At 61.3% G+C, this 25,127-nt stretch carries 18 protein-coding genes and 1 tRNA gene; 6 read left to right on the top strand and 13 right to left on the bottom strand.

The window, feature by feature from the left end; genetic code table 11:
* Nucleotides 1-49: 49 nt before the first annotated feature.
* Nucleotides 50-1,084 (bottom strand): substrate-binding domain-containing protein, encoded by a 1,035-nt coding sequence (locus EDF70_RS18720; RefSeq protein ID WP_132276633.1) that lies wholly within the window; start codon nucleotides 1,082-1,084, stop codon nucleotides 50-52.
* Nucleotides 1,085-1,277: 193 nt separating this feature from the next.
* Nucleotides 1,278-2,507, bottom strand: coding sequence for a phosphate regulon sensor histidine kinase PhoR (phoR, locus tag EDF70_RS18715; protein WP_132276851.1), 1,230 nt, complete (start codon nucleotides 2,505-2,507; stop codon nucleotides 1,278-1,280).
* A gap of 261 nt (nucleotides 2,508-2,768) precedes the next feature.
* Here phoR and ppk2 point away from each other — a divergent pair, with 261 nt between their 5' ends.
* On the top strand, nucleotides 2,769-3,644 hold the full coding sequence (gene ppk2 / locus EDF70_RS18710) for a polyphosphate kinase 2 (RefSeq protein ID WP_132276631.1): 876 nt from the start codon (nucleotides 2,769-2,771) through the stop codon (nucleotides 3,642-3,644).
* 102 nt (nucleotides 3,645-3,746) lie between these two features.
* The gene (locus EDF70_RS18705; RefSeq protein WP_132276629.1) at nucleotides 3,747-4,712 is read left to right on the top strand and encodes a siderophore-interacting protein; all 966 of its coding nucleotides are present in this window, start codon (nucleotides 3,747-3,749) and stop codon (nucleotides 4,710-4,712) included.
* 7 nt (nucleotides 4,713-4,719) lie between these two features.
* Here the strand turns inward: EDF70_RS18705 and EDF70_RS18700 are convergent, their stop codons facing one another.
* From EDF70_RS18700 to EDF70_RS18665, 8 genes are all read right to left on the bottom strand, one after another.
* Nucleotides 4,720-5,508, bottom strand: coding sequence for an ABC transporter ATP-binding protein (locus EDF70_RS18700; RefSeq protein ID WP_132276627.1), 789 nt, complete (start codon nucleotides 5,506-5,508; stop codon nucleotides 4,720-4,722).
* Nucleotides 5,508-6,509 carry an iron ABC transporter permease gene (locus tag EDF70_RS18695; RefSeq protein ID WP_132276625.1) on the bottom strand — a complete coding sequence of 334 codons (1,002 nt, stop codon included), beginning with the start codon at nucleotides 6,507-6,509 and terminating at the stop codon, nucleotides 5,508-5,510. Before EDF70_RS18695 ends, EDF70_RS18700 begins: the two co-directional genes overlap by 1 nt.
* On the bottom strand, nucleotides 6,506-7,483 hold the full coding sequence (locus EDF70_RS18690; RefSeq protein WP_132276623.1) for an iron ABC transporter permease: 978 nt from the start codon (nucleotides 7,481-7,483) through the stop codon (nucleotides 6,506-6,508). Before EDF70_RS18690 ends, EDF70_RS18695 begins: the two co-directional genes overlap by 4 nt.
* Before the next feature lie 5 nt (nucleotides 7,484-7,488).
* Nucleotides 7,489-8,565: an ABC transporter substrate-binding protein gene (locus EDF70_RS18685; protein ID WP_132276620.1), complete on the bottom strand. Its 1,077-nt coding sequence runs from the start codon at nucleotides 8,563-8,565 to the stop codon at nucleotides 7,489-7,491.
* A 159-nt stretch (nucleotides 8,566-8,724) separates the two neighbouring features.
* Entirely contained in the window at nucleotides 8,725-10,191 is a 1,467-nt protein-coding gene (locus tag EDF70_RS18680) for a sorbosone dehydrogenase family protein (RefSeq protein WP_132276618.1), read from the bottom strand.
* Nucleotides 10,192-10,194: 3 nt separating this feature from the next.
* The gene (locus tag EDF70_RS18675) at nucleotides 10,195-10,629 is read right to left on the bottom strand and encodes a DUF2231 domain-containing protein (RefSeq protein WP_132276616.1); all 435 of its coding nucleotides are present in this window, start codon (nucleotides 10,627-10,629) and stop codon (nucleotides 10,195-10,197) included.
* A gap of 92 nt (nucleotides 10,630-10,721) precedes the next feature.
* Nucleotides 10,722-12,638 carry a potassium transporter Kup gene (locus EDF70_RS18670; RefSeq protein ID WP_132276614.1) on the bottom strand — a complete coding sequence of 639 codons (1,917 nt, stop codon included), beginning with the start codon at nucleotides 12,636-12,638 and terminating at the stop codon, nucleotides 10,722-10,724.
* Between the two features lie 183 nt (nucleotides 12,639-12,821).
* Nucleotides 12,822-12,897: transfer RNA gene (locus tag EDF70_RS18665), tRNA-Thr, on the bottom strand.
* Between the two features lie 310 nt (nucleotides 12,898-13,207).
* Between EDF70_RS18665 and EDF70_RS18660 the strand changes: the two genes are divergently transcribed.
* The gene (locus EDF70_RS18660) at nucleotides 13,208-14,506 is read left to right on the top strand and encodes a hypothetical protein (RefSeq protein WP_132276612.1); all 1,299 of its coding nucleotides are present in this window, start codon (nucleotides 13,208-13,210) and stop codon (nucleotides 14,504-14,506) included.
* A gap of 61 nt (nucleotides 14,507-14,567) precedes the next feature.
* Here the strand turns inward: EDF70_RS18660 and EDF70_RS18655 are convergent, their stop codons facing one another.
* From EDF70_RS18655 to EDF70_RS18645, 3 genes are all read right to left on the bottom strand, one after another.
* Entirely contained in the window at nucleotides 14,568-20,570 is a 6,003-nt protein-coding gene (locus EDF70_RS18655) for an IPT/TIG domain-containing protein (protein ID WP_132276610.1), read from the bottom strand.
* A 211-nt stretch (nucleotides 20,571-20,781) separates the two neighbouring features.
* Entirely contained in the window at nucleotides 20,782-21,603 is an 822-nt protein-coding gene (locus EDF70_RS18650) for a tail fiber protein (protein ID WP_132276608.1), read from the bottom strand.
* Nucleotides 21,604-21,752: 149 nt separating this feature from the next.
* Nucleotides 21,753-21,968, bottom strand: a complete 216-nt coding sequence (locus EDF70_RS18645) for a hypothetical protein (protein ID WP_132276606.1) — start codon at nucleotides 21,966-21,968, stop codon at nucleotides 21,753-21,755.
* 284 nt (nucleotides 21,969-22,252) lie between these two features.
* Between EDF70_RS18645 and EDF70_RS18640 the strand changes: the two genes are divergently transcribed.
* Genes EDF70_RS18640 through nadE form a run of 3 tightly spaced genes read left to right on the top strand, consistent with a single transcriptional unit; the run spans nucleotide 22,253 to nucleotide 25,067 of the window.
* Entirely contained in the window at nucleotides 22,253-22,504 is a 252-nt protein-coding gene (locus tag EDF70_RS18640) for an acyl carrier protein (protein WP_132276604.1), read from the top strand.
* A 29-nt stretch (nucleotides 22,505-22,533) separates the two neighbouring features.
* Complete coding sequence (locus EDF70_RS18635) at nucleotides 22,534-24,090, top strand: class I adenylate-forming enzyme family protein (protein WP_132276602.1); 1,557 nt, start codon at nucleotides 22,534-22,536, stop codon at nucleotides 24,088-24,090.
* Nucleotides 24,090-25,067, top strand: coding sequence for an NAD(+) synthase (gene nadE / locus EDF70_RS18630; protein ID WP_132276600.1), 978 nt, complete (start codon nucleotides 24,090-24,092; stop codon nucleotides 25,065-25,067). Before EDF70_RS18635 ends, nadE begins: the two co-directional genes overlap by 1 nt.
* Nucleotides 25,068-25,127: the final 60 nt, after the last annotated feature.

Genomic DNA, 25,127 nt, shown 5'->3' with positions numbered 1-25,127 from the left:
AGAAGAAAAAAGTCGGCGCCGCCTTTGAAGGGCGGCGCCGGGTCATTGATTACATGGTCTTGCCGGCTGCGAAGTCCTTGCGGACTGCTTCGCGCTGATCGTCCGGAGCAGCAACCAGGCCGTATTCAGCCAGCGGGCTGTCCGGGCCAACCATGTCGTCGGAGATGAAGAACTCGACGTATTCCTTCAGGCCCGGGATAACGCCCAGGTGAGCCTTCTTCACGTAGAAGTACAGCGGGCGGGAAACCGGATACTTGCCGGAAGAGATCGTGTCGGTCGAAGCAGAAACGCCCGATACGGTCGCAACCTTCAGCTTGTCCTTGTTGTTTTCGTAGAAGGCCAGACCGAAGACGCCGAGGCCGGTCTTGTTGGCAGCGATACGAGCGAGCGTCTCGGTGTAGTCACCGTCGATGTCGACAGCAACGCCGTCCTTGCGAACTGCTACGCACTTGGCGGCAGCCTGCTTGGCATCGGTGATGGCAGCCTTGATGACGTCGGTGGCGCCGGCTTCCTTGCAGCCTTCAGCCATGATCTTCTCTTCGAAGACTTCGCGGGTGCCGTGCTTGGAACCCGGGATGTAGGCAGCGATCGGGCCCTTCGGCAGGGTAGCGTTGATGTCCGACCAGTTCTTGTAAGGGTTGGCAACCAGCTTGCCATCAACGATGACTTCAGCGGCCAGAGCCTTGTAGAGGTCCTTCGGCTCGATCTTCATGTCGCCGTTGGACGAGTCAGCGGCAAATACGATGCCGTCGTAACCGATGCGGACCTCCTGAACGTCGTTGACGCCGGCAGCCTTGCAGGCTTCAGCTTCGCTCTTGTTGATCTTGCGCGAAGCGTTGGCAATGTCGATCGTGCCTTCACCGACGCCCGAGCAGAATGCCTTCAGACCGCCGCCGGTGCCGCCGGATTCAACGACCGGAGCCTTGAAGTTCGGGAAGGTTTCAGCAAACGTCTCGGCAACGATCTTCGCGTAAGGAAGAACGGTGGAGGAGCCGGCGATCTGAACCTGATCGCGGGCAGCAGCTGCACCAGCGAAGGCAACAGAAGCCACCAGGGCTGCTGCGGAAAGTTTCAACATGTTCATCGATGTTCTCCCGGTATGGGTTTGTAAAAGCGTTTGGAGCCGGTATTTTCGCGCTTCCCGGCATTCGACAGCCACGTCTTAGCTGCCCTTGGCCTCAGCTTTTATGTCACTTCGATGAAACAATTGTGACAGTTTATCTACCTGATTTTATTTCGTTATTTTTACCGTGTGAATCTCACATCCGGGTTTTATGTCAAAAACGCACGGTAAACGTGGTTCCCTTTCCGATTTCGGACTTCACGATCAGCCGTGCACGGTGGCGCGTGAGAATATGCTTGACGATGGCGAGCCCCAAACCGGTGCCTTTTTTCGACCGACTATCGGCAACACTGACGCGATAAAAACGCTCGGTGAGACGCGGCACATGCTCTGCCGGGATGCCCGGCCCGCGGTCGACAACGCTGAATTCGACCGGCTGACCTTCCTGCTTGGTGAGATAGACATCGACGATCTCACCCTCCTGCCCGTATTTGCAGGCGTTCTCGATAAGATTTTCCACGACCTGCACGAGTTCGTCCCGGTCGCCGGTCACCTCGACCTTGCCTTCCGGCATGTGCATGCGGATATCGACACCGAGATCGGTCGCCAGCGGCTGAAGCGCATCGCGCACATGGCAGACAAGCGGCAGCAGATCGACACGCTGATCCGGCGCGATATGGGATTTCAGCTCGAGCCGCGACAGTGACAGCAGATCATCGACAAGCCGGCTCATGCGCGTTGCCTGATCGAGCATGATACCGAGGAATTTTTCCTGCGCCTTGGCGTCACCCTTGGCCGGCCCCTGGATGGTCTCGATAAACCCGCGCAGGGACGCGAGCGGCGTTCGCAGCTCATGGCTGGCATTGGCGACAAAGTCGGAGCGCATGCGGTCGAGGCGGCGCAGTTCGGAAATGTCACGGAAGGAGAGAACATAAAGACGCGCGGCACCGACAGGTGCCCCCTCTTCCATGACCGGTGCGATGCGCAGAATATAGACCCGCTCGGATGGCAGCCGCTCGGAATGCTCCATCTGGTTCGGCTCGCCGGTCGCCACCGTTTCGCGCACCATGTCGAGAATGCCGGGTGAACGCAGGCGCGCCGACAGATGCGATCCGACCTCGAACTCGCCCAGCGCCTTTTCGGCAGCCGGATTGTGGAAAAGCACCGTTGCATCGCTGGACAGAATGAGGATCGGGATATCGAGCGCGTTGTAGGCGGTCACGATTTCGGCAAGCGGCTGCGCATCCGTTTCTTCGGCGACCTCTTCTTTTGCCGGTGCATTAGCGACCGCCGAGGACCCGAAGCGGATGGCGAAGATGGACAGAACGATCAACGCCCAGCCGGCAGCGACCATCAGGCCATCGGCCTGCGAAAACCAGGCGATGATCGCCAGAAGCGTCGCCACTACAAAAATCGGCCAGCCGCGCCGGAACCGGGAAGCCATTCGCATGCCTGTCTGCCTGCTGTCTTTTTGCACCGCTTCCACCACGCTCATACGCGCGCTCCAAATCACCACAGTCAAAACGATAACCCGCGGTTTTATAGCGCTATCATGACAGATATGCATCGACCGACGACTGCCAAGTGCTTTTGCACAGCTTTGCAACAGAACGATGAATTGCCCTGTGTGCTTTGCCAACTGGCTTTGCGCCGCCGACTGCACTAGCTTTGTTTTTACGGACCATATGCCAGGAGGATGCCATAGATGGACATTGACCAGAGCCGCGCAGTCGAACTCGATATCAAGGGCAAGAAGCGGATCTTCAACATCGACGATCCCGACCTGCCCGACTGGGTGGAGGAAAAGGCGCTCGCCTCCGGCGACTTCCCTTACGAGGACAAGCTCAACCGCGAAAAATACGACAAGCAGATGCATGCGCTGCAAGTCGAGATGGTCAAGCTGCAATATTCGCTGCAATCCACCGGCAAGCGGCTGATGGCGCTGTTCGAAGGACGCGACGCTGCCGGCAAGGGTGGTACGATCTTCAACCTGCACTCCTATCTCAACCCGCGTTCCGCCCATATCGTGGCGCTGGCCAAGCCGACCGAACGCGAGGCGGGACAGTGGTATTTTCAACGTTACGTGACGCATTTCCCGAGTGCCGGCGAAATCACCCTGTTCGACCGCTCCTGGTATAACCGCGCCGTGGTCGAGCCGGTCATGGGCTTCTGCACGATCGAGCAGTATCGCGACTTCATGAAAACAGTGCCTTACATCGAGCAAATGATCGTCGATGACGGCATTCATTTCTTCAAGTTCTGGCTGGATATCGGCCATGAGATGCAGCTGAAGCGCTTTCACGATCGCCGCCATGATCCGTTGAAGACATGGAAACTGTCGCCGATGGACATTGCCGGCCTGCCCAAATGGGACGACTATACCGCCAAGCGCGACGTCATGCTGGACAAGACCCACAAGGACGACAGCCCGTGGACCGTCGTTCTCTCCAACGACAAGCGGCGGGCACGCATCAACGTGCTGCGGCATATCCTCACCTCCATCGATTATGTCGGCCGTGACCTCGAGGCGATCGGCGAGATCGACGACAAGATTTTGGGTGGCCCCAAAATGCTGCGTTGATCGTTTTCTGATCCGCTTGTGTTCGATGTGATCAGGTGCATTCTTGACATTTACAGTCATGAATGTGCATGAAGCCTGCAACGGACACTGCGGGCAGAGACCATGGCAGCGACATACAAGACCGAAGGCCGCATCGTCACAAACGGTGCGGCAGCACTGGAAGCGCTGAAGGCACGCGCCACGCTCTGGGACATGACCCTCGAGGATGATGGCGTTTCGACATCGCTCTGCGTGTGGAATTCCAGAGCCAGCCTTTGCCTTGAAGGCGAAGGCGGCACCTTCAAGCTGACCTCACCGGAAGAACGGCTTTTGCGGACGCTGCAGGACAGCGTGACGGAGATGCTCGAGGGCAGCGGCCTGTCGATCCAGTGGGACAAGGTCGACGAAGGTGCGTTGGCGCCGGGCCTGTCGCTGATGACAGTGGTGTCGGTTTCGCGCCGCTCGCCGGGTTATCTGCGGGTTCGCCTTGAAGGTTCCGACGCGGCTCGTTTCGCGACCGGCAGCCTGCATTTCCGCATTCTCATCGGCCCGCGTGGCCGCGCGCCCATCTGGCCGCGCACCGCCGCCAACGGCCGCACCGTGTGGCCGGAGGGCGAGGACGCTCTGCACAAGCCGGTCTATACGACCATCGCAGCCGAGGATAACTGGCTGGAATTTGATATTTTCCGCCATCAGGGCAGCCCGACCTCGGACTGGGCGGAAAGCAACCCTGTCGGCGAGACGGTCGGCCTAATGGGACCGGGCGGCGGCGGATGCCCCGAAGCCTCGGAATTGCTGCTGTTCGGCGATGAAACGGCAATGCCGGCGATTTCCCGCATGCTGGCGGTCGCGCCCGGCAAGGTGAAAGCCTATCTGCAGGTTTCGAAGGAAAATCTCTGCGAGCTTGCCAGCGACGACCGTGTCGTGCCGGTAGATAACCTCGTGGAAGCACTGGAATGCTGCGAAACGCCTTCCACCTGCCACGTGTGGTTTGCCGGCCATTGCGATGCCGCCAAGGCCGCTCGCACCTGCCTTCTGGCCCGCGGTTTCGGCAAACGCGATTTTACCGCGGTTTCCTACTGGAGCTGAATACCGCTTAGCGCGGCACGACCATCGGCGTGCCGGTGATCGGGTCAGGTACGACCATGGCCGAGAGGCCAAAACCGGTCGTCAGATTTTCTTCCGTCAACACATCCTGCGGCGAACCGGCCGCGACCATGCCGTTCGGGCCGAGCAGAACCAGCGTATCGTAAAACCGTGCTGCCAGATTGAGATCGTGCAGCACGGTGACAACGGTCACACCCTGACTGCGATTACGCTCGCGCACCAGTGACAGGACCTCGATCTGGTGGGTGAGATCGAGCCATGTGGTGGGTTCATCCAGCAGCAGGCAGGGCGTATCCTGCGCCAGAACGAGCGCGATCCAGGCGCGCTGGCGCTGGCCGCCGGACAGCTGGTCGATCGGCCGCTCCGACATGTCCGTCAGCCCGACTTCCTTCAACGCGCGCTCGACGGCTGCCGCATCGGCTTCGCTCCAGGCCGAGAACAGGCCGCGCCAGGGTGTTCGGCCACGGCGGACCAGATCGGCAACAGTGATGCCTTCCGGCGCCTTGGAGGCCTGCGGCAGGATTGCGAGGCGGCGGGCAAGTGCGCGCGTGTCCATCGAAAAGATATCGTCGCCACCCAGCCTGACGCTGCCCTTTGCCGGTGTGATCAGGCGGGCGAGTGCGCGCAGCAGCGTGGATTTTCCGCAACCATTGGGGCCGAGAATGGCAGTCATGCGGCCGCTCGGGAAATTCAGCGACAGGTTGTCGATGACGGTTCTCTCACCGTAACCGATCGTGAGGTTTTCCGCTTTCAGCGCGTTGTCGTTCGAATGTGTCATCAGATATCTCCGGCGTCCATTTCGCGCGACAGAAGCCACAGCAGATAAGGCGCCCCAAAAATGCCGGTCATGACGCCGGCGGGCAGTTGCAGACCCGGCACGATGGACCGTGCCGCCAGATCCGCCAGAACCGTGATGATGGCGCCGGTGACGGCAGCCGACAGGATGCGACCGCCAGGCTGGGTGGCGCCGGTGATGCGCATGCCGAGCGGCCCGGCCATCAGCGCGATGAAGGGAATGGGGCCGGCGACGGCCACGCCGGTTGCGGCCAGAAGCACGCCGGTACCGGCGAGTTTCAGACGCGCCCGGTTGCTTTTCAGGCCAAGACCGGTTGCGAGATCATCGCCGAGTTCGAGAAGGCCGAGCGCGCGCACCTGAATGGCAAGGATGACGGCCAGCACCGCGCCGCAGCCAAACACTTGGCCCGCATGGCCCCAGTCGCGGGCGGCGAGCGATCCGGTCAGCCAGCGCTGCGCTTCGGCCGCCTGTTCGGGCGGCAGGCGAGTGACGATGAAACTGTGGGCCGCGGTGGTGAGAAAACCGATGCCAAGACCGACGAGAATGAGGGTGATCGGCACCTGCGTTCCATCACGCTTGATTGCCATAATGGCAACCGCGCAGGCCGCAGCCAGACCACCGGCGGCGGACAGAAGCGGCATGGGCAGGGTGGTGCCGGCCAGAACACCACAGACAACGGCAAGGCCGGCACCCGAGGTGAAACCCATGATATCCGGCGCGGCCAGCGGATTGCGCAGCAGGATCTGGAAGATCGCCCCCGATGCGCCAAGCGCCGCACCGGCACCGATGGCGGTGGCAATGCCCGGCCCCCGCAGCACCCGCAGGGTCAGCGCGCCCGGCCCCTTGCCGGTCAGAAGGCCATTCCAGAGATCGAACGCCGACAGCCGGATCTGGCCGATCATCAGCGACAGCACGATGGCGACCAGCAATGCGACCGCCAGGATGAGACCACCCTTGAGACCCCTTGTCATGCCGCTGGTCATGCGCCCGCCCCCGCGCGCAGACGGCGCGCCATCCAGATGAAGATCGGTGCACCGATCAGCGCCGTCATGGTGCCGACGCGGATTTCGGCCGGCGGGATGAGGATGCGGCCGATCGTATCGGCAAACAGCAGGATCGTGGCACCCAGAATGGCAGCAGCAATCAGTTCGCGGCGCAGAACATGGCCGCCGACACGGCGCGCAAGGCGCGGCACGAGCAGCCCGAGGAAAGCGATCGGCCCGGCAACGCCGACGGCCGCGCCGGTCAGCGCCGTGACCGCCACAAGCGCGCCGAGCTGGATGCGGCCGGGATTGGTGCCAAGCCCGCGGGCAAGCGCAGACCCCAACGACAAGGCTTCGATGCGCGGCGCGATGGCGATGGCAAGGCCAGCGCCGAGCACGGCGGCAATGGCCATATAACCAAGCGGCCGCATGCCGGCCTGCGCCAGCGATCCGGTGACCCAGAAGCGAAACACTTCCAGCGCCTCGTTGCGGGCAAGAATGATGGCCGAGACAAAAGAGAGCAGCATGGCGCTGAGCGCGACACCGGCCAGCGTCAGGCGCACCGGGCCGGCGTCTCCCTTCAACCCGCCGCCCAATGCGAAGACGGCAATGGCAGCGGCGGCAGCGCCGGGAAAGGCAAGTGCCGCCATCAGGCCGTTATCGGCGCGGCCTGCAATCAGCGAACCGATGACGACGGCGAAGGCCGCACCCGCATTGATACCCAAAATGCCGGGATCGGCGAGCGGATTGCGGGTGATGGCCTGCATGATCGTGCCGGCCATGCCGAGTGCGGCGCCGGCGATCAGGCCAGCGATCAGGCGTGGCATGCGGATCGACTGGATTGCGATATGGGCCGGATCGGTGGGATCGAATGCGGTCAGTGCCTGAAAGAGCAGCGCAAAGCCGCCATCGCGAACACCGACTGTCAATGTCAGTGCCGCGGCGAAAACAAGCGCCAGAACTGCAACGATCATAGCCCTCACGGAGCCAGACCCGCCTTGACGCTGGACGGCACCGTCGTTGCCGGATCGCCGTCGAGCGCCAGCGCGATATCCCCTTCCAGCTCACCGAGCGCAAAAGGCAGGGACAGCACGCTGCCGAAGGAAAGTGCGCCGGCAATCAGCGCGCCTGCCAAGACTTCGCGACCTTGCCTGTGCGCCTTCAAGGTCTTGCGCATGGGAAGAGCGACAATATCCGGCACGGTATCGAAGGACGAGATCCAGACCAGCAGGTCTGCATCAAGCGCCGACAGATCCTCCGGCGATTGCGGTGCGTAAAAACCCTGCGCAGTCTTCAGGCCGACCAGCTTTTCCGTGGGCTTGAAGCCGAGCTCGGCCATGAAGGTGGCGCGTGTGTCGGAGCCGATGAAGGCACCGGTCTCGCCGCTGAAATTGTAGGCGCAGACGGCTGTCTTGCCGGCCCAATCCAGATGACGCTCACGAACGGCGGCAAACAGTGCCCTGTTTCTGGCGATCAGCTCATTGGCCTTTTCGACCTTGCCGAGCGCGCGGCCGAACATTTCCGTCTGGATATCCCAACGGGTGCCATAGGACGGATTGTCGACGGGCTGCATCAGCACCGGCGCCACCTGCGACAGCACGTCGTATTCGGCCTTGGAGATGCCGGAGCCGACACCGATGATCAGGTCCGGCTGCAGCGAGGCGACGATCTCGATGGAGACTTCGCCGGAGATGACGGTGGGCTTGGCATCGCCCAGATAGCTCTCCGCCCAGGGCCAGACGGCGTATGGGCGAGCGCCGAACCATTCGCGAATGCCAACCGGCGGCGTGCCGAGCGCCAGCAGCGAATCCTGCGTTGTGAAACCGAGCGAAACAACGCGGCTTGCCGGCTGTTCCAGGGTGACGTCGCCATAGACATGCTTGAACAGAAGACTGTCGTCGGCCGCGCGCGCCTTAGATGCCGTCATCGACAGGACCCCGGTGCCGAGCAGTGCCGGGGCCGAGAGACCGGTGGCTATCCCCGTCAACAATTGGCGTCGCGAAGGGTTCAGCAAACGGTCGGTTTCATCCGCGGATGGGCGTCGGACATGTGCCATGTTCAGGTCCTGCATTTATCTGCATTTTGCAGGCCAGGAAGACCCGCTGGGTTCGCAGATAACACCGAACATGCGTTGGGGGAATGCCTGCGCACTCCCCCAATAGCCCATTGGATCACTTATGTGGATAAAAATTATCCACTTCCGGACCGATACTTTTCACGGCTGCGTGGCGGGGGCGATTTCCGTCGGCGACGGGGCCGTTCCCGATGCCGGCGGCGGGCTGGCTTGCGCTGGCGCCGCCGTCTGCTGGACAGGCGAAACCTGATCGGTGCCAACCGGCTGCGGTGTCACCTTGCCGTCGGCGGCCGCGACCCGCCAGACCGTGTTGCCGGCATCGTCCGCAACCAGCAGCGCACCGGTTCCATCGATGCCGAGACCGACCGGGCGGCCACGCGCCTGTTCGTTCTGCAGGAAACCGGTCACGATATCCTGCGGCTTGCCGTTCGGCATGCCGTTTTCAAACGGTATGTAGACGACCTTATAGCCGTTGAAGGCGCGGCGGTTCCAGCTGCCGCGCTGGCCGACAAAGGCGCCCGCCGCATAGGCATCCGGCATGGCCGCCCCTTGCGTGAATGTCAGGCCGAGCGCGGCAACGTGGCTAGACAACGCATAGTCCGGTTTGATGGCGCGCTCGACCATGTCGGGCCGTGGCGGATAGACGCGGGCATCGACATGATTGCCGTAATAACTCCACGGCCAGCCGTAAAAGGCACCTTCCTTCACGGAGGTCATGTAGTCGGGCACGAGATTGGGGCCGAGTTCGTCGCGTTCGTTGACGACGGTCCAGAGCGCGCCCGTCTCGGGATTGAAGGTCAGGCCGTTCGGATTGCGCAAACCGGATGCGAAAACGCGGGCGGCACCCGTCTGGCGATCCACCTGCCAGATGGCGGCACGGCCCTTTTCGGCTTCCAGCCCGTTTTCGGCGGCGTTGGAATTGGAACCGACCGAGACATACAGCATGCGGCCATCGGGGCTGAGTGCCAGATCCTTGGTCCAGTGGTGATTGAGCGGGCCGCCGGGCAGCGGCGTCAGCACGCGCGGGTCACCGGAAATCGCCGTCTGCCCCAGTTCGTAAGGATAAGCGACAATGGCATCGGCGGCGGCGACATACAGCGTGTTGTCGATCCAGGCGAGCCCGAAGGGCGAATGCAGGTCCTTCAGCAGATCGTGGCGCTCATCGACGGTGCCATCGCGATTGGTATCACGCAGCAGGGTGATGAGATTGCTGGGCGGCGGAGAACCGCCGCCACCGCTTGCCATCGACATGATGAAACCGCGGATATAGTCCTTGGGTCGCGACAGCGGCTTGCCTTCCGGCCCGCGCGACTGCACCACCAGCACATCGCCATTCGGCAGGGTGTGCACCGTGCGCGGATTAACGAGATCCTTGGCATAGGCCGTGACCTTCAGCCCGTCGGCAACGGCGGGGGTTTCATTGTCCTTCCAGCCGATCACTTCGGCTACCTTCAGATCCGGCAGCAGCAGCGAAATCGGCTCGGGCAGGACGGGATCGGGGCCGACCTGCTGGGCCGTATCGAAATTGTCATTGCTGTCGCTGCAGGCGGAAAGGGCAAGACCGAGCGAGGCGGACAGGACGACGGTATAAGCGAGACGCTTGTTCATGGGTCAGATCCTCCAGGCCAGCCGGGCATATTTGCGGGACGACAGCGCTGCCGTGAAAATCATCAGCACGAAGGTGACGGCGGAAGTGGCAAGGCCGTAAGGCACGATCGCCGTCCAGCCATCGCCGGCATGCAGCAGGCTGTTGAAGATCGCCAGCGCCAGGATGACGAGATACAGCAGAATGACCAGAAAACCGGGGCGCAGCGGCCGGGTTCGTGACCGCACCAGATCGGCCAAGCCGGCGAGCAGGCCGATCGCGCCGAAAATCAGGCCGGCAAACAGCAGCCATGCGGAAAAATTCGTCCACATAAGATTGGCCGTCTGCCAATAGGCGAGATCGGTGAACAGCGTCAGCGTGAAGCAGACGAAGGGAAAGGGAATGAATACCGCCTGATAGGGATAAGCGGCGGAATCTCGGGCGGACGGGGAAGTGCTCATCGAGGGCTCCCGGGTGGACGAGCTTCAGATGAGCAGGCAACACCCGGAAAGGCCGATTTGTTCCAATGGTATTCCGGCAGGATGAGGTGGCGTCAGATCGCCACCTGTTCTCCCAGTTCGACAACGCGGTTCGGCGGCAGCTTGAAATAGGCCGACGGGTCGATGCTGAAATCGGCAAGACCGATATAAAGATGCTCCTGCCAGCCCGACAAACCGGTATTCGGCGTGCTGATAAGGTTGCGGCGGCCGAGATAGAACGAGGTCTGCATGATCTCGAACTTGAAACCCTTTTTCTTGCAGAGCGTCAGCGCCTTGGTGACATTGGGCTCATCCATGAAGCCGAAGGTGATGTCGAGGCGGACGAAGCGTTTCGACAGGCGATGCATCTCCACACGCTCGCTATCAGGCACATAGGGCTTGTCCTGCGTCCATACTGTGAGGATGACGTTCTGGTCGTGCAGGACGTGATTGTGCTTGATGTTGTGCAGCAGCACGCCCGGCGTGCGATCCGGTACGCTGGTGAGGAAAACCGCGGTGCCCGGCACGGTAACCGGCGCGTGATCGGATTCACGATCGATCGAGCTTTCCACCGACTTGATGAAGGTTTCGAGCGGGATGTCGTTTCGCGCCGTTTTCTCCTTCAGGTATTTCGAACCCTTGGTCCAGGTCCACATGATCAACATGATGGCAAGCGCCAGCACGACCGGCACCCAGCCACCATCATGGATTTTCAGCAGGTTGGCGGCAAGGAAGACGGCTTCGATTATGAAGAGCGGCAACAGCAGAAGTGCTGCGGTGATGGCCTTGTATCCACGCACCGAGCGCAGGAACTGGAACGACATCAGTGTCGTCACCACCATGGCACCCGTGACCGAGATGCCATAGGCGGTGGCCAGCGATTCGGAATCGCCGAACGAGAAGATCAGGATGATGACGCCAATGAACAGGATGCCATTGACCGCCGGCACATAGATCTGCCCGGTATTCGTTTCCGACGTGAACTTGATGGCGAGACGCGGCAGAAAACCGAGATGGACGGCCTGGCGGGCAAGCGAAAACGCACCGGTGATGACCGCCTGGCTGGCGATGATGGTGGCCATTGTGGCGAGGATGACGACCGGCAGCAGCGCCCAATCGGGGTACATCAGGTAAAACGGATTGGCGATGGCAGACGGATCGGTGAGCACAAGCGCGCCCTGCCCCAGATAGTTCAGTGCCAGCGCCGGGAAAACCAGGATGAACCATGCGGTCTGGATCGGCTTGCGGCCGAAGTGGCCGAGGTCGGCATAGAGCGCTTCGGCACCGGTGACCGTCAGGAAGACGGCGCCGAGAATGATGAAACCGACCGTGCCGGCATGGGTGATGAACCACAAAGCGTTGATCGGGTTTAGCGCCTTAAGGATGGTCCAGTCATCGCCGATATGGATGATGCCGCCCCAGGCCATGACGAGGAACCAGAGGACGGTAATCGGCCCGAAAAAATTGGAGACGGCAGCCGTACCCTTGGACTGAACCGCAAAAACGCCGACCATGACGGCGGCAGCCATGGGCAGAACATAACCGTCGAAAGCGGGCGTCACCAGTTTCAGGCCTTCGAGCGCCGACATGACCGACAGTGCCGGGGTGATCATGGCGTCGCCGATGAACAGCGCCGAACCGATGAGACCGGCGAAAAACAGGACCGGCGTGTAGCTGCCGGTCTTTTTCATCAACAGCGCCAGAAGCGACAGCGTGCCGCCTTCGCCGTCGTTATCGGCACGCAGCAGGAAAAGCACGTATTTGAACGTGACGAGGATGGTCAGCGTCCATACCATCAGCGAGATCATGCCGATGACTTCGGCATGGTGCACGGCGCCGTTTTTGGCGAAAGGTCGCAGCGCTTCGCGGAAGGCATAAAGAGGGCTGGTGCCGATATCGCCGTAGACCACGCCGATGCACCCGAGCAGGAGGACGAGGAACTTGCGGGTTTCCGACGTCGCCTCCGGGGCGGCAGTATGTGAGGCAGTCATAGGGTCTCCAGGCGCTCGGCCTTCGTTGCGAGATGAAGGCGAATATGGGGCATCGATGCGGCGTTGGCAAACCAGCGCTCGTTCAACTTTGATCCTATCGCCAGACATCGCACGCGCATGCGATGACATTTGTCATGAACATCAAAAAGCATGTGCAAAAGCTGTTTTTCATTGGAGGGTAAATGGTGCCGCTTAGGTGACTCGAACACCTGACCCCGTCATTACGAATGACGTGCTCTACCAACTGAGCTAAAGCGGCCCTCGCTTGCCAGGAAGCACCCGGCAGCGATGTGAAGGGGCTGATACAGGCAAAGAGAGAGGATTTCAAGACGGATTTGTATCGATCGGTGCATTTCCGCCAACGCGATATCCACAGCCGCAGCCAAAAGCCCAAGACAGGGCCGGATCACCGCACAAATCGGCCATGCAATTGCCGCAGGGCAGTGGTTCGTTCGCCACCCACCCAGGGCCTTATTCACCGCATTGCAGGATGCACGACTTGCAGTTCATTCCCTAAAAGTCTACCGAAAGATTAATATGAGCGGACGTATCGATATCAGGGCCCGGCAGTGAGCGGTTTGGAAAAAGCCATCAGGAACGCGCTCGCGCAATCCGAACGAAACAATGCAGATATCCGGGCGCGCATCTACCATTCCGCCCGGCAGGCGCTGGAAGCAGGCCTGCGCAAGCAGGACGTGACCAATCCTGATGTCGTGGATGCACAGCGGCAGCGACTGGAAGCCAAAATTCGTGAAATCGAATTCGAAGAACGCCAGCGTCTGGCGATCGAACGCGCCCAAACGCCAGCCATTCAACCGGTCAGCCCGGCTCCGAATTCGAACACCAGTGCCAACACCGTGGCACCGCCCGCCCGCCCGCCGGCCGATGCGCCGCAGCGGACCGAAAACCGCGATGATGCGCCGATCATCGGCTCCGCCACTGCGCAGGATGCACAGGACGATCTTTCGCTTCTGGTTGGAGGTCCGCGACGGGACAATGCTGCCGCCGTTCCATCCGATGCCGGAAGCCTTGGCGATCTCGGCGTGTCGCGTCGTGGTGGTCGCGAGCAACCTGCGGAACTGCGCCCAAGGCGGGAGCTCGAGACCGAGCAGCCACGCCCGCGCCGCTGGTGGCAAAGCAAGAAACAGGCGGCTCCGGCGCGGGTGGCCGCACAGCCGCAGACGCCGCGCGCCGCGCGACTGGATATCGCCGCTGGAAAAGAAGGACGCCCGCGCAAGCGCCGGCGCTGGATTTCCGGTCTGGTTCTGCCACTCATCGTATTGGGTGGCGCAGGATGGGGCGTATGGTGGGCCGCCCAGAACGGCATTATCGTCATGCCGGATCTTTCCAGCACGCCGGTCAACGGCAGCGGTGGCAACAGTCAGGCACCGACCGGCTTCGAGCCGGGCCGCGGCTTTTCCGAGGAATGGGCAGAGATTTTCATTCCAAAGGGTACGGAGGGTGTTGTTCCGGCCGGCGGCGCGACAGTTGAAGCCGTGAACGCCTCAGGTGGACAGGCCGTGCGCATCACCTCACAATCACCCGGCCCGGATGGCGAGGTCGCCATCGAAGTGCCACCGGAAATCCTGCGGGAAATGGCTGGCAAGACATCGACCGTCGCCGTGACATTGCAGACGGCTGCAGACCGCTCGGTCGAAGTGGCCGTGCGTTGCGATTTCGGCAGCCTTGGCGGTTGCTCGCGCCATCGTTTCCGCGCCACGCAGGAAAAGACCGATGCACTGTTTCGGGTGAATTTCGATCGCTCGCTTGCGCCGAACCGGCCGGGCCGCATCTATCTCAACAGCGATGTGCTGGGCGGTCGCCTGCCGATCTACGTGTTTTCGATGCGCATCCTGCCGGGACAATGATTGTCTGATTGCGTTTTTCGAGGCGGCCAGCCCGCCTCGACCAACGAAATCCACTGTCCGTTCAGAACCGCGTGGACATCCGTGCCCGCGCGCCGACGCTGACATCCCCCTCGCCTTCGATATCGAACAGAAGTGCGACATCGAACATCCAGGCGGTTTCAGTCTGCAACGACGCAGCGGCGGTGACCGTGGCAAACGTGCCTTCGCCATCAAGGCCTGCCAAGCCGACCGTGGCACCCAGACGCGGCGTCAGCACCATGCCGTTGCTGAGCATGATCCGGCGCTCGATTTCCGCACCGATGCTGGCGCGCAACTGCTCCATGGAAAACCCTTCGAGCAGCAGCTTGTCACCCGCATCGTTGCTGACGGCATAATCCTTGACCGTTTCGGTCAGATAGACGGCCCGCAATTTCGGCGTGACCACCGTGACCTCGTCGAGATACCACTCGCCCTTGAGGGAGCCATCCCACATCCAGCGCGTCGTATCGAATTTGCCATCGAAGAACGCCGTATCGATATCATTCCATGAACCGCCATAAAGCAGGCTGGTATCGAAGAACACACCCTTTGCGATTTCCAGCGACACGTATGGACCGGCGAACCAGCCATTGCCTGTCAGCTCCGCATCCTCATCGGCGGGATCGGTCATCCTGTCGAAATGCGCGGAGATGCCGATCAATGCACGGTCGCTGAGCAGGTAATCCATGCCGACCGACAAAAGCGCAAAACTGCCCCAGCGATCGTCTTCATCGTCTTCATTGTCGCCACCGCCGTGAATGCGGATGGCCCCATCTATCCATATATTGAACGGGCGCGGCCCGGCGGCATCCAGCCCGTCGGCACGATCACGGGCCGCTTCCATCTGCGCCAGGCTGGTCGAGAACGCGGCACGCATGCCGGTTTCCTGTGGCGACATGCGGATGGTGACGGGATCGCGGGCGTTTTCCATCCGTCGCCGCTCCAGAAGCCCCGGCACCCTGATGGTCGATGACAGGAGGTTTTGTCGGGTGCGCACGAAATCATGGACGAGTTCGTCGATATCCTCGGCGACGGCAGCGGGGTTGAAATTGAGGCTATAGGCGACAGTGCCGACATTGGAGGCACCCAGGGCGCTGATCAACTGGTATCCGACAACAACCCTTCCGGAGAAACCGGGATTGGGCGTGAAACGCAGGTAAAAACCGCTTGGGGCAACCGGCCCGGCCTGCGCCAGTTCACCGCGAATGATCTCTGCCGTGCCGGCGGCAGGTGGAGAAACGCTGCCAAGCGTCGCATCGACGAACGGCCCGCCGGTCGCACCGGCATTGAGATAGACATTCGGCGGCGTGCCACCGGGCGGCACGATGACCTCCTTGTTGGCAACGGTGACGGCACGCGCAGAAACCTGCAGGGTGAAACTGGCGGAGCCGGTCACGCCGGCGGCGTCGCGCACTGCGATGCTGAAACTGTAGGTGCCCGGCGCGGCATCGGCCGTCAGCGGACCATTGAGATCGCCATTGGAGACATTGAGGACGAGACCGGGAGGCAGACTGCCGCTGGCAAGGCTGTAGATCAGCGGCGCGACACCGCCCGTGGCGGAAATGTCCTGACTATAGGCTTCTCCCACCATCGCTTGCGGCAAGGCGCCGCCTGGCGGAGAGAAGACGAATGCGCCGGAACCCGCATTGACGGTGAGTTCATAGGTGGCAGTGGCAATCGCACCGCCCGTATCCGTGGCGGTGACATTCAGCGAGTAGTTGCCAGCCGCCGTGGGCGTGCCGTTGATGGCGCCGCTGGCGGCCATGGCGAGGCCCGGCGGCAGCCCCGTTGCGGCAAAACTTGCCGGCCCGCTACCACCACTCGCGCTGATGCCGGTGTAGGAATAGGCAGTTCCGATAGTGGCCGGCGGCAGACCGCTGCCGGTCGGCGGTGACAGAACTAGTGCCGCAGGGAGAATACGCAGCGTGTAGCCGACGACACCCGTTGCGCCGCCGGCATCGGTCGCGGTGATCGAAATGGTGTAGGTGCCGGTAGCCGTGGGCACGCCGGAAATCAGATCGCTGCCGGGCGCGAGCGCGAGACCCGCCGGCAGGCTGCCACCGCTGACCGCAAAACTGTAAGGCGCGGTTCCACCCGATGCCGACAGCATCTGGCTGTAGCTAGTGTCGACAGTGCCATCCGGCAGCGGTCCCGCCGCCGGCGCGAGCACAAGCGTGGGATTGGTGATCGTGATCGAGACCGTGGCTGGCGTAGACGTGCCGGACCCATTGCTGGCCGTATAGGCAAGACTGTCGGCACCGACGTAACCGGCCGTCGGCGTGTACGTTATCGTGGTGCCCGAAATGGACGTCGTTCCGTTCGATGGCGGCGTGGTGACGTTAACCGAGTTTGCCGGACCGCCGGTTATGCTCAGCGCGATCGGGGTGTTGACCGCATCCCGCACCACCGTCGCCGAGACAGGATTGGCGATCGGAGGCTGCACGGCAACGTTGATCGTGTAGGCGCTGCTTCCGGTGGCACCATAGGCATCTGTTGCGGTGATCGTGAAGCTGCTGGACCCGGCCGTGGTCGGCGCTCCCGTGAGTGCGCCGGTGGACGGATCAAGGGAGATGCCAACTGGCAAAGCCCCGCCCCCGAGCCCATAGGAATAGGGCGAAGTGCCGGCCGAAGCTACGATGGTCTCGTTATAGGCCGCTCCCACCATGCCGTCCGGCAGCGCGCCGGCCACGGGCGAAAACGTCAGGGTCGGGGCGGCAACCGTGACCGTCACGGTTGCCGGAGCAGAGTCTCCGGAGGCATTTCTGGCGATATAGGTGAAGCTGTCGGCACCGGAATAACCGGCCGTCGGCGCGTAGGAAATGCCGGTACCCGAAGCCGTGGCAGCACCGTGTGAGGGGGGTGCAGAAACCATCACGGCAGTTGCCGGACCACCCGACAGGGCGAGCGGGACAGGCGTTGCCGCGGCATTGGCAGCGATGCTGAACGACACATCGGATGCGACCGGCAGTGCAGGCCCGACCGTCAGTGTGTAACTGGCAAGACCGAAGGCCGGGGCCGTATCCGTGGAGGTGATGGTAAAGGATGCACTGGCGACCGCCGTTGGTGTGCCTGCGATCACGCCTGAAGCAGAGAGACTGAGTCCCGCGGGAAGTGCCCCTGCCGTGACGGTATATGCATATGTCCCGGTCCCTCCCGATGTGGTGATCGTCTGGGAATAGGCCGTTCCGACAATTGCTGCCGGCAAGGCGCCCGTGGCGGGCGCAAGCGTAAGGGTAGGATTGACGACGGTGACAGTGACCGTGGCAGGTGCAGACGTGCCGCCGCCATTGGTTGCCGTATAATCAAAACCGTCATTGCCGCTAAAGCCGGGGTTTGGCGTGTAGCTCAGCGTCAAACCGTTGACGGAAGTCGAACCGTTGGCCGGTTGCGATGAAACGTCGAGAGAGGCTGCGCTACCACCGGCGAGATTTGGCGTGATGGTATTGCCGCTGGAATTGATCGGCACCACCGCCGTGAAGGAATTGGCGATCGGCGGCTGTTCGGTAATGGTCAGATTGTAGATGGCGGTGCCGGTCGCGCCATAGACATCCATTGCCGTGACGGAAAACGACGACGTGCCGATGGTTGTGGGCACTCCGCCGAGCACTCCTGACGGAGACAGTGAAAGGCCGGCCGGCAAAGTACCGGGAGGGACCGTATAGGTATAATTGGGAGTACCGCCCGCTGCCGTGAAGGTCTGACTATAGGTGATCCCGGTCTGGCCTGCGGGAAGCACTCCCGCTGCCGGCAACAGGCTCAGCACCGGTGGCGTGACCGTGATGGTGACGGTTGCCGGTGCCGATGTGCCGCCGGCATTTGTCGCTGTGTAGGAAAAACTGTCCGTGCCGGAATATCCGGCGGTGGGCGTGTAGCTGATTGTGGTGCCGGACGCTATAGCGTTGCCATGCGTCGCAGCGGTCGTTACCGCCACACCGGTAATGCCGGTGCCGGTGACATTGAGCGTTATCGGCGAAGCGCTGCTGTTTGCCGCCACGGTGGCTACGGAATTAGTGGCAACCGGCGCAGCAAGATAGGTGAACTGGCTGGCGGCGCCACTTGTGCCGCCCGGTGTCGTTACGCTGACACCGACTGGTCCGGCAGCCCCGCCCGGCGATTGCGCCGTAAGCGTTGTCGAATTTCCAAAGACAATATTGTTGCCGGCCACCGAGCCGAATACGACCGTTGAATCGGCGGTAAAACCGGTGCCGGTAATCGTCACGGTCGTCCCGCCTGCCAATGGCCCCGATGTCGGTGAGATCGAGCCGACGACCGGCACGGCAAGATAGGTATAGGCGCCAGTGCCGGTGGTGCTGATGCCGCCCGAAGTGGTGACCACGACATCCACGACAACCGCCGACGTCTGGGACGGCACGTTGACGGTGATCGACGTATCGCTGCTGGCCGTCACCGCACCGGCTATGCCACCGAACGTCACAGACACGGGGTTTTCGAGCCCGGAACCGGTTATGGTGACACTGTTGCCGCCGGCCAATGGTCCGGAATTGGGAGACACGGTCGAAACGAGCGGCAGGGTCCGATAGGTAAAGCTCCCGGCAACCGTGCTCCCACCTGCGGTGCTGACCAGAACCGCGACATCGCCAGCGGCATGGGCCGGGGCCGTGACCGTGACCTGGCTTGCGGTATTGGCCGTGACGCTGACCGGAACGCCATCGAAGAAAACGGTAGCAAAGGCGAGATTGCTGCCGGATATGAGGATGCCCGAACTGCCGCCCAGCGGACCGCTTGCCGGCAATATTCCGGACACGCTGGGAGTGCCGGCGAAGGTGTACTGGTTGCCGCCACCGCTGCTTGTCCCGCCGGTTCCGGTCACCGTCACCCCGACCGTGCTTTCGGCCACCCCGGCAGGCGCGGTCGCGGTGATCTGGGTTGGCGAATTTTCCACGAACGAGACCGAGCTAGCGCCAAAGCTCACCGCCGTGACACCAATGAAATTGCTTCCCGTGATGATGACGGTGTTGCCCGCCGTGACCGGGCCGCGGTCGGGTGCGAGCGAGGTGATGGCAGGCTGTCCGACATAGGTGTACTTGGCCGCGGCAACAGGTCCGCTCGATCCGGTTGGCGTCGTTACGATGATATCGACGGTTCCGGCGGTTGCCCGGAGCGGGGCCGTGACGGTGATCTGTGTGGCGCTCGCAGCCAAGATGGTTGCAGGACTACCATCAAAGGTGACCGTAGCGCCGGTGAGGTCGGTACCATCGATAACGACGGGATTGCCGCCTGCCGTCGGACCGGTATTTGGGCTGATAGACGTGACCACCGGCAGCGGCAGATAGGTATACTGGTTGGCGGCGGCCACGGCACTGGTACCGCCGGCGCTGGTGACCCTGACATTGACCGGACCAGCTGCGGCACCGGCAGGCACGGTCGCACTGATATGCGAATCATCGAGAACCGTGAAGGTGGTGTTGGTGCCGCCGAAGGACACAACGCTCACACCGGTGAAATCGGTGCCTGTGAGGGTGATGCTGTTTCCGCCGAGAACACTGCCCGAGGCAGGAGACAGTGCCGTCACTGTCGGCGTATCACCATAACAATTGACGCGAACCTCGATCGTGCCCATTGAGCCGACATTGGTAGAGCCGCTTGCCGTGATGCCTAGCGTTGAGCTTGTATCAGGTTGCAACGTGCTGTTGATCAGCAACTCTTCACCCCCACCGGGGCGATAAGCCATATCCAAAACCAAATAATCATAAAAACCAAGTTGGGCGGAGCCGTTGTTCTCCGGACTGCCTGTAGTTTTTTCTTCCGGAGTGCTGTTTGTTGTCTTGGCGAAAAACGATAGCCGTTCATTGGCAGCAAAGCCCTGATCGTACTCGCGCTCCATCGGCGCGTCACCGCCAGAAACGGGGCCGAAGGTCTGAAGTACTCCCCAATCGTTATTGACGGCGATGCAGGCAGTAGAAAGAGCCTGCGCCGGCTGCGTGGATGACAGCAGAGCCAGAATGACCACGACAAAGGGAATGAAGACATTGGTGAATTGATGCAAAATCGCGCCTAGAAGCACCTGCCAGCGATCAGCCTGCATCAACACCACTCCTCACCATCATATCAAATCATCCTAATGCAACTTATTATTGCATTTTGAGACAACTCAACAGGAAAAGAAGAGTGTTAATCATATTTTTATGCGATATGACGAATATGCCACATATGCGTGCATTGATCGACAGCATCACTCAATCGATGTAATGATGCCCCTGCGTGATATTCCGTGAGCCGCAGACCCATAACCCTTCTCAGGGGCGCGGAGGAAACACGCCTACCGTGGCAATGCACTGGGTCAGGCCGAGCGTTGGCGACTGGGTGACGACCGGCTGAGAACCACCGGCGGGCGACACGGTAACTGTGCCGGCTGTAAAACCCGACTGCACCGTGAAGTTGAACGCGGGCCGCCCAGGATCGCCGGTCAAGCCGACAGTGACACCTGACAGAGCGACGTCGGCAGCGGTTGAATTCTGCGGGACGTAGATTGTCGCCGATCCCGTGCCGGTTCCGCTCTGCCCAAGATATGATCCGGCGGCAATCGCCGCGACGCCAGTCGCCTGCTTTGCGACGAAATGCGGCTGCGCCGCAAGCGTGCTCGGCACGGCATCGACATTGATCGTCTGGTTGCCGCCACCCGTGCCGGTAAAAGCCGCACCATGCGTGTGTTGCGGCATCTGCTGCTGCGTCAGCGTGATTTGCTGCACGCCAGACTTCATGCCCAGGACAACCTCGCTCAAGCCGGCCCCCGTGCCGACATTGACCGCGGCGCGCCCCTTCAGGTCAGGCAGTGCGAACGTCTGAGTGCCATTGCCGCCATAGACCGTGCCCAGCAGTGCGAAAAGCGCCGAGTTCTGCTGGACCGATACAAGGCTGCCATCGGCGGGGGCAAATCCCCTCGGGCAATAACCGAAAGCAAACGTGCATATTTCACCAAGATAGGGCGTGTCACCACAGGCAAAGGCCTGCCGCCCGCTTCCAAGAAAAGCGCCTCCCCCGACAAACGCTCCAGCGAGGATGGCAAAACTATTGAGATAAACCATTGAACGGCGGCTCGATGAAAGCAACTTTCCCATTACATCTCCCCAAACACCGCTACCGCAGGCAGGCTTGCCTGTCGATGAAGTTAAAGCGGCATGTCGGAGAGTGTAGTGACGGCGGCCAGACCCGCAATCAATAGTTGATTAATGTAAAATATATTAACCATAGGCAGCAAAAATATCAATCAGTGCTGCGTTCCGGCTGCGGACGAAAGTTCGTGACGCCGCAACTGATCAATGGCCTGTGATGCCTCATCTGCCGACCATCCGGCACGCAATGCGGCCTTGAGAAGCTTTGCCTCGGCCTCCACCTCCAGTTTGAGATAAAGTGGCTCCAAAGCTTCCTGAACCGTCAGCAGATGTTCGTCGGGCGATACAATGCTGTCAAATCGCATAGGCATGATTCACTGTCTCCCTTTGCCATATTTATGGATAGAAAGAGTGTAACCTCGCGGATCGCGAACGGTTCCAAAACTTGCAGAAAAAACCGGATACTTCGAAATCCGCCGAATCCTGAAGCATCTCCCATGCACGCATGGCAAGACGCTGGCAAATGCCCGCAACTTGATTAGCGAAAGATTCAGGGATGTTGATGCATATGGTCTGCTAGTGCTGTGGGGGCCCCGGACGTCAGGACAACCTGGGACGTTATTGCCCTGCTCAATTGATGAGAGGTATCAACCCTATGTCCGATTACGCAAACAACGTGCGCAGCTTCATTGCCGAAAACTTTCTGTTTCGTGCCGATGCCGAAATTGCCGATGATCAGTCCCTGCTCGACAGCGGTGTAATGGATTCGACCGGCGTTCTCGAGCTGATCGCCTATCTTGAAAGCACCTACGGCATTTCTGTTGCGGATGAAGAGATCGTACCGGACAATCTCGACAGCATCTCGCGCGTCACCGCCTATCTGACATCGAAAAAGGCTGCGGCCTGATTTGGCGCATCGCTGCCGGGAGAACGGGCGTGCGGATCGAAACCTTCATCGCGCAGAATGCGATCCAGCGACCGGGCAAGACCGCCGTCGTCGCCGGTGACATTCGCCTGAGCTATGACGAAACCGATCGCTTCTCCTCCCGTATCGCTGCACGTCTGGCAGCGACGGGGTTCAAGCCCGGTGATCGCGTCGTCTTCCTTCTCGACAATGGCAGCGAAGCGGTCGTTTCGTTTTTCGCCACTTGGAAAGTCGGCGGCGTCGCCTGCCCGCTGCATCCATCGATCAAGGCAGAAAAGCTTGCGGAGATTTTTCGCAGTATCGAACCGGCGGCGATCATCGCTCATGCGCGGCTTATGCCAATCGTCGAGGCTGCCTGCGACCTTTTCGGCAACAGGCCCGTCATCATCGTTGCGCAAGCGGCTTTCCCCATCGACGATACGTTGTCTTACGAGGATCTGATCGGCGTTGACGCGGTTTTCCAGCCGCCGCAAGGCCTGCGCGAAGACGATCTGGCGCTGCTGATCCACACATCCGGCTCCACCGGGCTGCCGAAAGGCGTGATGCTGACACATGCCAATGTCACTGCCGCCTGCACCTCGATCACCGGTTACCTCCGGAACTCCGCGGATGATATCGTGCTGAGCGTGCTGCCGCTGTCGCATGGTTACGGCATCACCCAGATGGTGACGATGGCGATGGTGGGCGGCACGCTTGTTCTGGAGAAAAGCTTTGCCTTTCCGCGCGTGATCCTGTCGCGCCTGCAGAGCGAGGCGGTGACCGGCTTTCCGCTGGTGCCGGCCATGGCAGCACTGTTTGCCGGTATGCCGGACCTGAGCGCGCAAACGCTTCCCACTCTGCGATACATGACCAATGCCGCCGCCGGCCTGCCGCCGACCACCACCGAGCGCCTGCAAAAATCCCTGCCGCATGCGGCGCTCTATCTGATGTACGGCCAGACGGAATGCCTGCGCACCACCTATCTGCCACCGGACGAGGTGACGTCGCGACCGATCTCGGTCGGCAATGCCATTCCGGGCACAAGTGTTTCCATTATCGATGAAAACGGTCTGTCCGTCGCAGCGGGCGAAACCGGTGAACTTGTGGTCGAAGGCCCGCATGTGATGCGCGGTTACTGGCGCGATGACGCTGCGACCACAACTGCCCTGCGTCCCGGCTCCAACGGCTTGCGCCTGCATACCGGCGATCTGTTTCGCGCCGACGAAGACGGTTTTCTCTATTTCGTCGCCCGCCGCGACGACATCATCAAGACACGTGGCGAAAAGGTCAGCCCGCAGGAAGTGGAGCGTGTGCTCTACGCCCTGCCCGGCGTGCTGGAAGCCGCGGTCGAAGGTGTAGACGATGCGGTTTTCGGGCAGGTGATCAAGGCGCATGTGGCGGCAGACCCGGCGGCCGGCCTGAGCGAGCGGCTGGTCCAGCGCCACTGCGCCACACATCTCGAAGATTTCATGGTTCCCAAAATGGTGGAATTTCACGATGCCCTGCCGAAGACGGCAACGGGCAAAATTCGCCTCAATGCCGCAAAGGCGCCAGAGGCCAGCGACAACGAAAAGGGCAGGATAGCTTGATGACAGGAACAAAGAAATTTTCCGCAGACAGCCTGAAGCTCGATACCGAGGCCGAGATCGAGCGCATCTGCGTTTGGCTGCGCGACACGGTGGCGAAGGATCTGCGCAAGCGCGGTGCGGTGCTGGGTATTTCCGGCGGCATCGATTCCAGCGTCACGGCAGCGCTTTGCGCCCGCGCCTTCGGCCCGCAAAAGGTGACCGGCATTTTCATGCCCGAACATGACAGTGATCCGGACAGCCTGCGTCTCGGACAGGCGCTGGCCGCCGCGACCGGTGTCGAGACCGTTCTGGAAGATATCGGCTCGGCGCTGGCCGCTGCCGGCTGCTATACGCGCCGCGACGGTTTCATCCGTCAGGTCGTGCCGGAATTTTCCGAAGGCTGGGGCTGCAAGGTGGTGCTGGAAGATGCACTGACCGGCCGCGGTTACAATATTTCCTGGCTGGTGGTTGCCAATCCGGCCGGCGAACAGAGCCGCCACCGCATGCCGCTCGACGTCTATCTCGGCATGATCGCTGCTGCCAACATGAAGCAGCGGACCCGCAAGCAGATAGAATATTACCATGCCGACCGGCTGAACTATGCGGTGGCAGGCACGCCGAACCGGCTGGAATACGATCAGGGCTTTTTCGTCAAGAACGGCGATGGCGCTGCCGATTTCAAGCCGATCGCGCATCTCTACAAGACGCAGGTCTACCAGTTGGCGGAAGCGCTTGGCGTGCCGGAAGAAATCCGCCGCCGCCCGCCGACCACCGACACATGGTCGCTGCCGCAGGGTCAGGACGAGTATTACTTCTCGCTGCCCTATGACCGCATGGACCTTTGCCTTTATGCGCTCGACAACGGCGTTTCGCGTGAGGAAACCGGCGAGGTTGCCGGCCTGACGCCGGATCAGGTGGATGCCGTGTGGCGCAATATCGCGTCGAAGCGCAAGGTCGCCGAATATCTGCATGCCGACCCGAAAAAGCTGATCGACTGATAAGCCAAGGCACAACATTTCCAAGACATACCGGCCCGGCAATTCAGCGGATTGTCGGGC

The organism is Neorhizobium sp. JUb45, from assembly GCF_004343585.1.
In the GTDB taxonomy this organism is placed as follows: Bacteria; Pseudomonadota; Alphaproteobacteria; order Rhizobiales; family Rhizobiaceae; genus Neorhizobium.
The sequence above is the reverse complement of the archived record's forward strand: the minus strand, read 5'-3'. Positions and strand labels throughout refer to the sequence as shown.

Bases quoted from the DNA above. Each gene is read 5' to 3' on its own strand.
- EDF70_RS18720 (WP_132276633.1), bottom strand. From the start codon at position 1,084: ATGAACATGTTGAAACTTTCCGCAGCAGCCCTGGTGGCTTCTGTTGCC.
- phoR (WP_132276851.1), bottom strand. From the start codon at position 2,507: ATGGCTTCCCGGTTCCGGCGCGGCTGGCCGATTTTTGTAGTGGCGACG.
- ppk2 (WP_132276631.1), top strand. From the start codon at position 2,769: ATGGACATTGACCAGAGCCGCGCAGTCGAACTCGATATCAAGGGCAAG.
- EDF70_RS18705 (WP_132276629.1), top strand. From the start codon at position 3,747: ATGGCAGCGACATACAAGACCGAAGGCCGCATCGTCACAAACGGTGCG.
- EDF70_RS18700 (WP_132276627.1), bottom strand. From the start codon at position 5,508: ATGACACATTCGAACGACAACGCGCTGAAAGCGGAAAACCTCACGATC.
- EDF70_RS18695 (WP_132276625.1), bottom strand. From the start codon at position 6,509: ATGACCAGCGGCATGACAAGGGGTCTCAAGGGTGGTCTCATCCTGGCG.
- EDF70_RS18690 (WP_132276623.1), bottom strand. From the start codon at position 7,483: ATGATCGTTGCAGTTCTGGCGCTTGTTTTCGCCGCGGCACTGACATTG.
- EDF70_RS18685 (WP_132276620.1), bottom strand. From the start codon at position 8,565: ATGGCACATGTCCGACGCCCATCCGCGGATGAAACCGACCGTTTGCTG.
- EDF70_RS18680 (WP_132276618.1), bottom strand. From the start codon at position 10,191: ATGAACAAGCGTCTCGCTTATACCGTCGTCCTGTCCGCCTCGCTCGGT.
- EDF70_RS18675 (WP_132276616.1), bottom strand. From the start codon at position 10,629: ATGAGCACTTCCCCGTCCGCCCGAGATTCCGCCGCTTATCCCTATCAG.
- EDF70_RS18670 (WP_132276614.1), bottom strand. From the start codon at position 12,638: ATGACTGCCTCACATACTGCCGCCCCGGAGGCGACGTCGGAAACCCGC.
- EDF70_RS18655 (WP_132276610.1), bottom strand. From the start codon at position 20,570: ATGCAGGCTGATCGCTGGCAGGTGCTTCTAGGCGCGATTTTGCATCAA.
- EDF70_RS18650 (WP_132276608.1), bottom strand. From the start codon at position 21,603: ATGGGAAAGTTGCTTTCATCGAGCCGCCGTTCAATGGTTTATCTCAAT.
- EDF70_RS18645 (WP_132276606.1), bottom strand. From the start codon at position 21,968: ATGCCTATGCGATTTGACAGCATTGTATCGCCCGACGAACATCTGCTG.
- EDF70_RS18640 (WP_132276604.1), top strand. From the start codon at position 22,253: ATGTCCGATTACGCAAACAACGTGCGCAGCTTCATTGCCGAAAACTTT.
- nadE (WP_132276600.1), top strand. From the start codon at position 24,090: ATGACAGGAACAAAGAAATTTTCCGCAGACAGCCTGAAGCTCGATACC.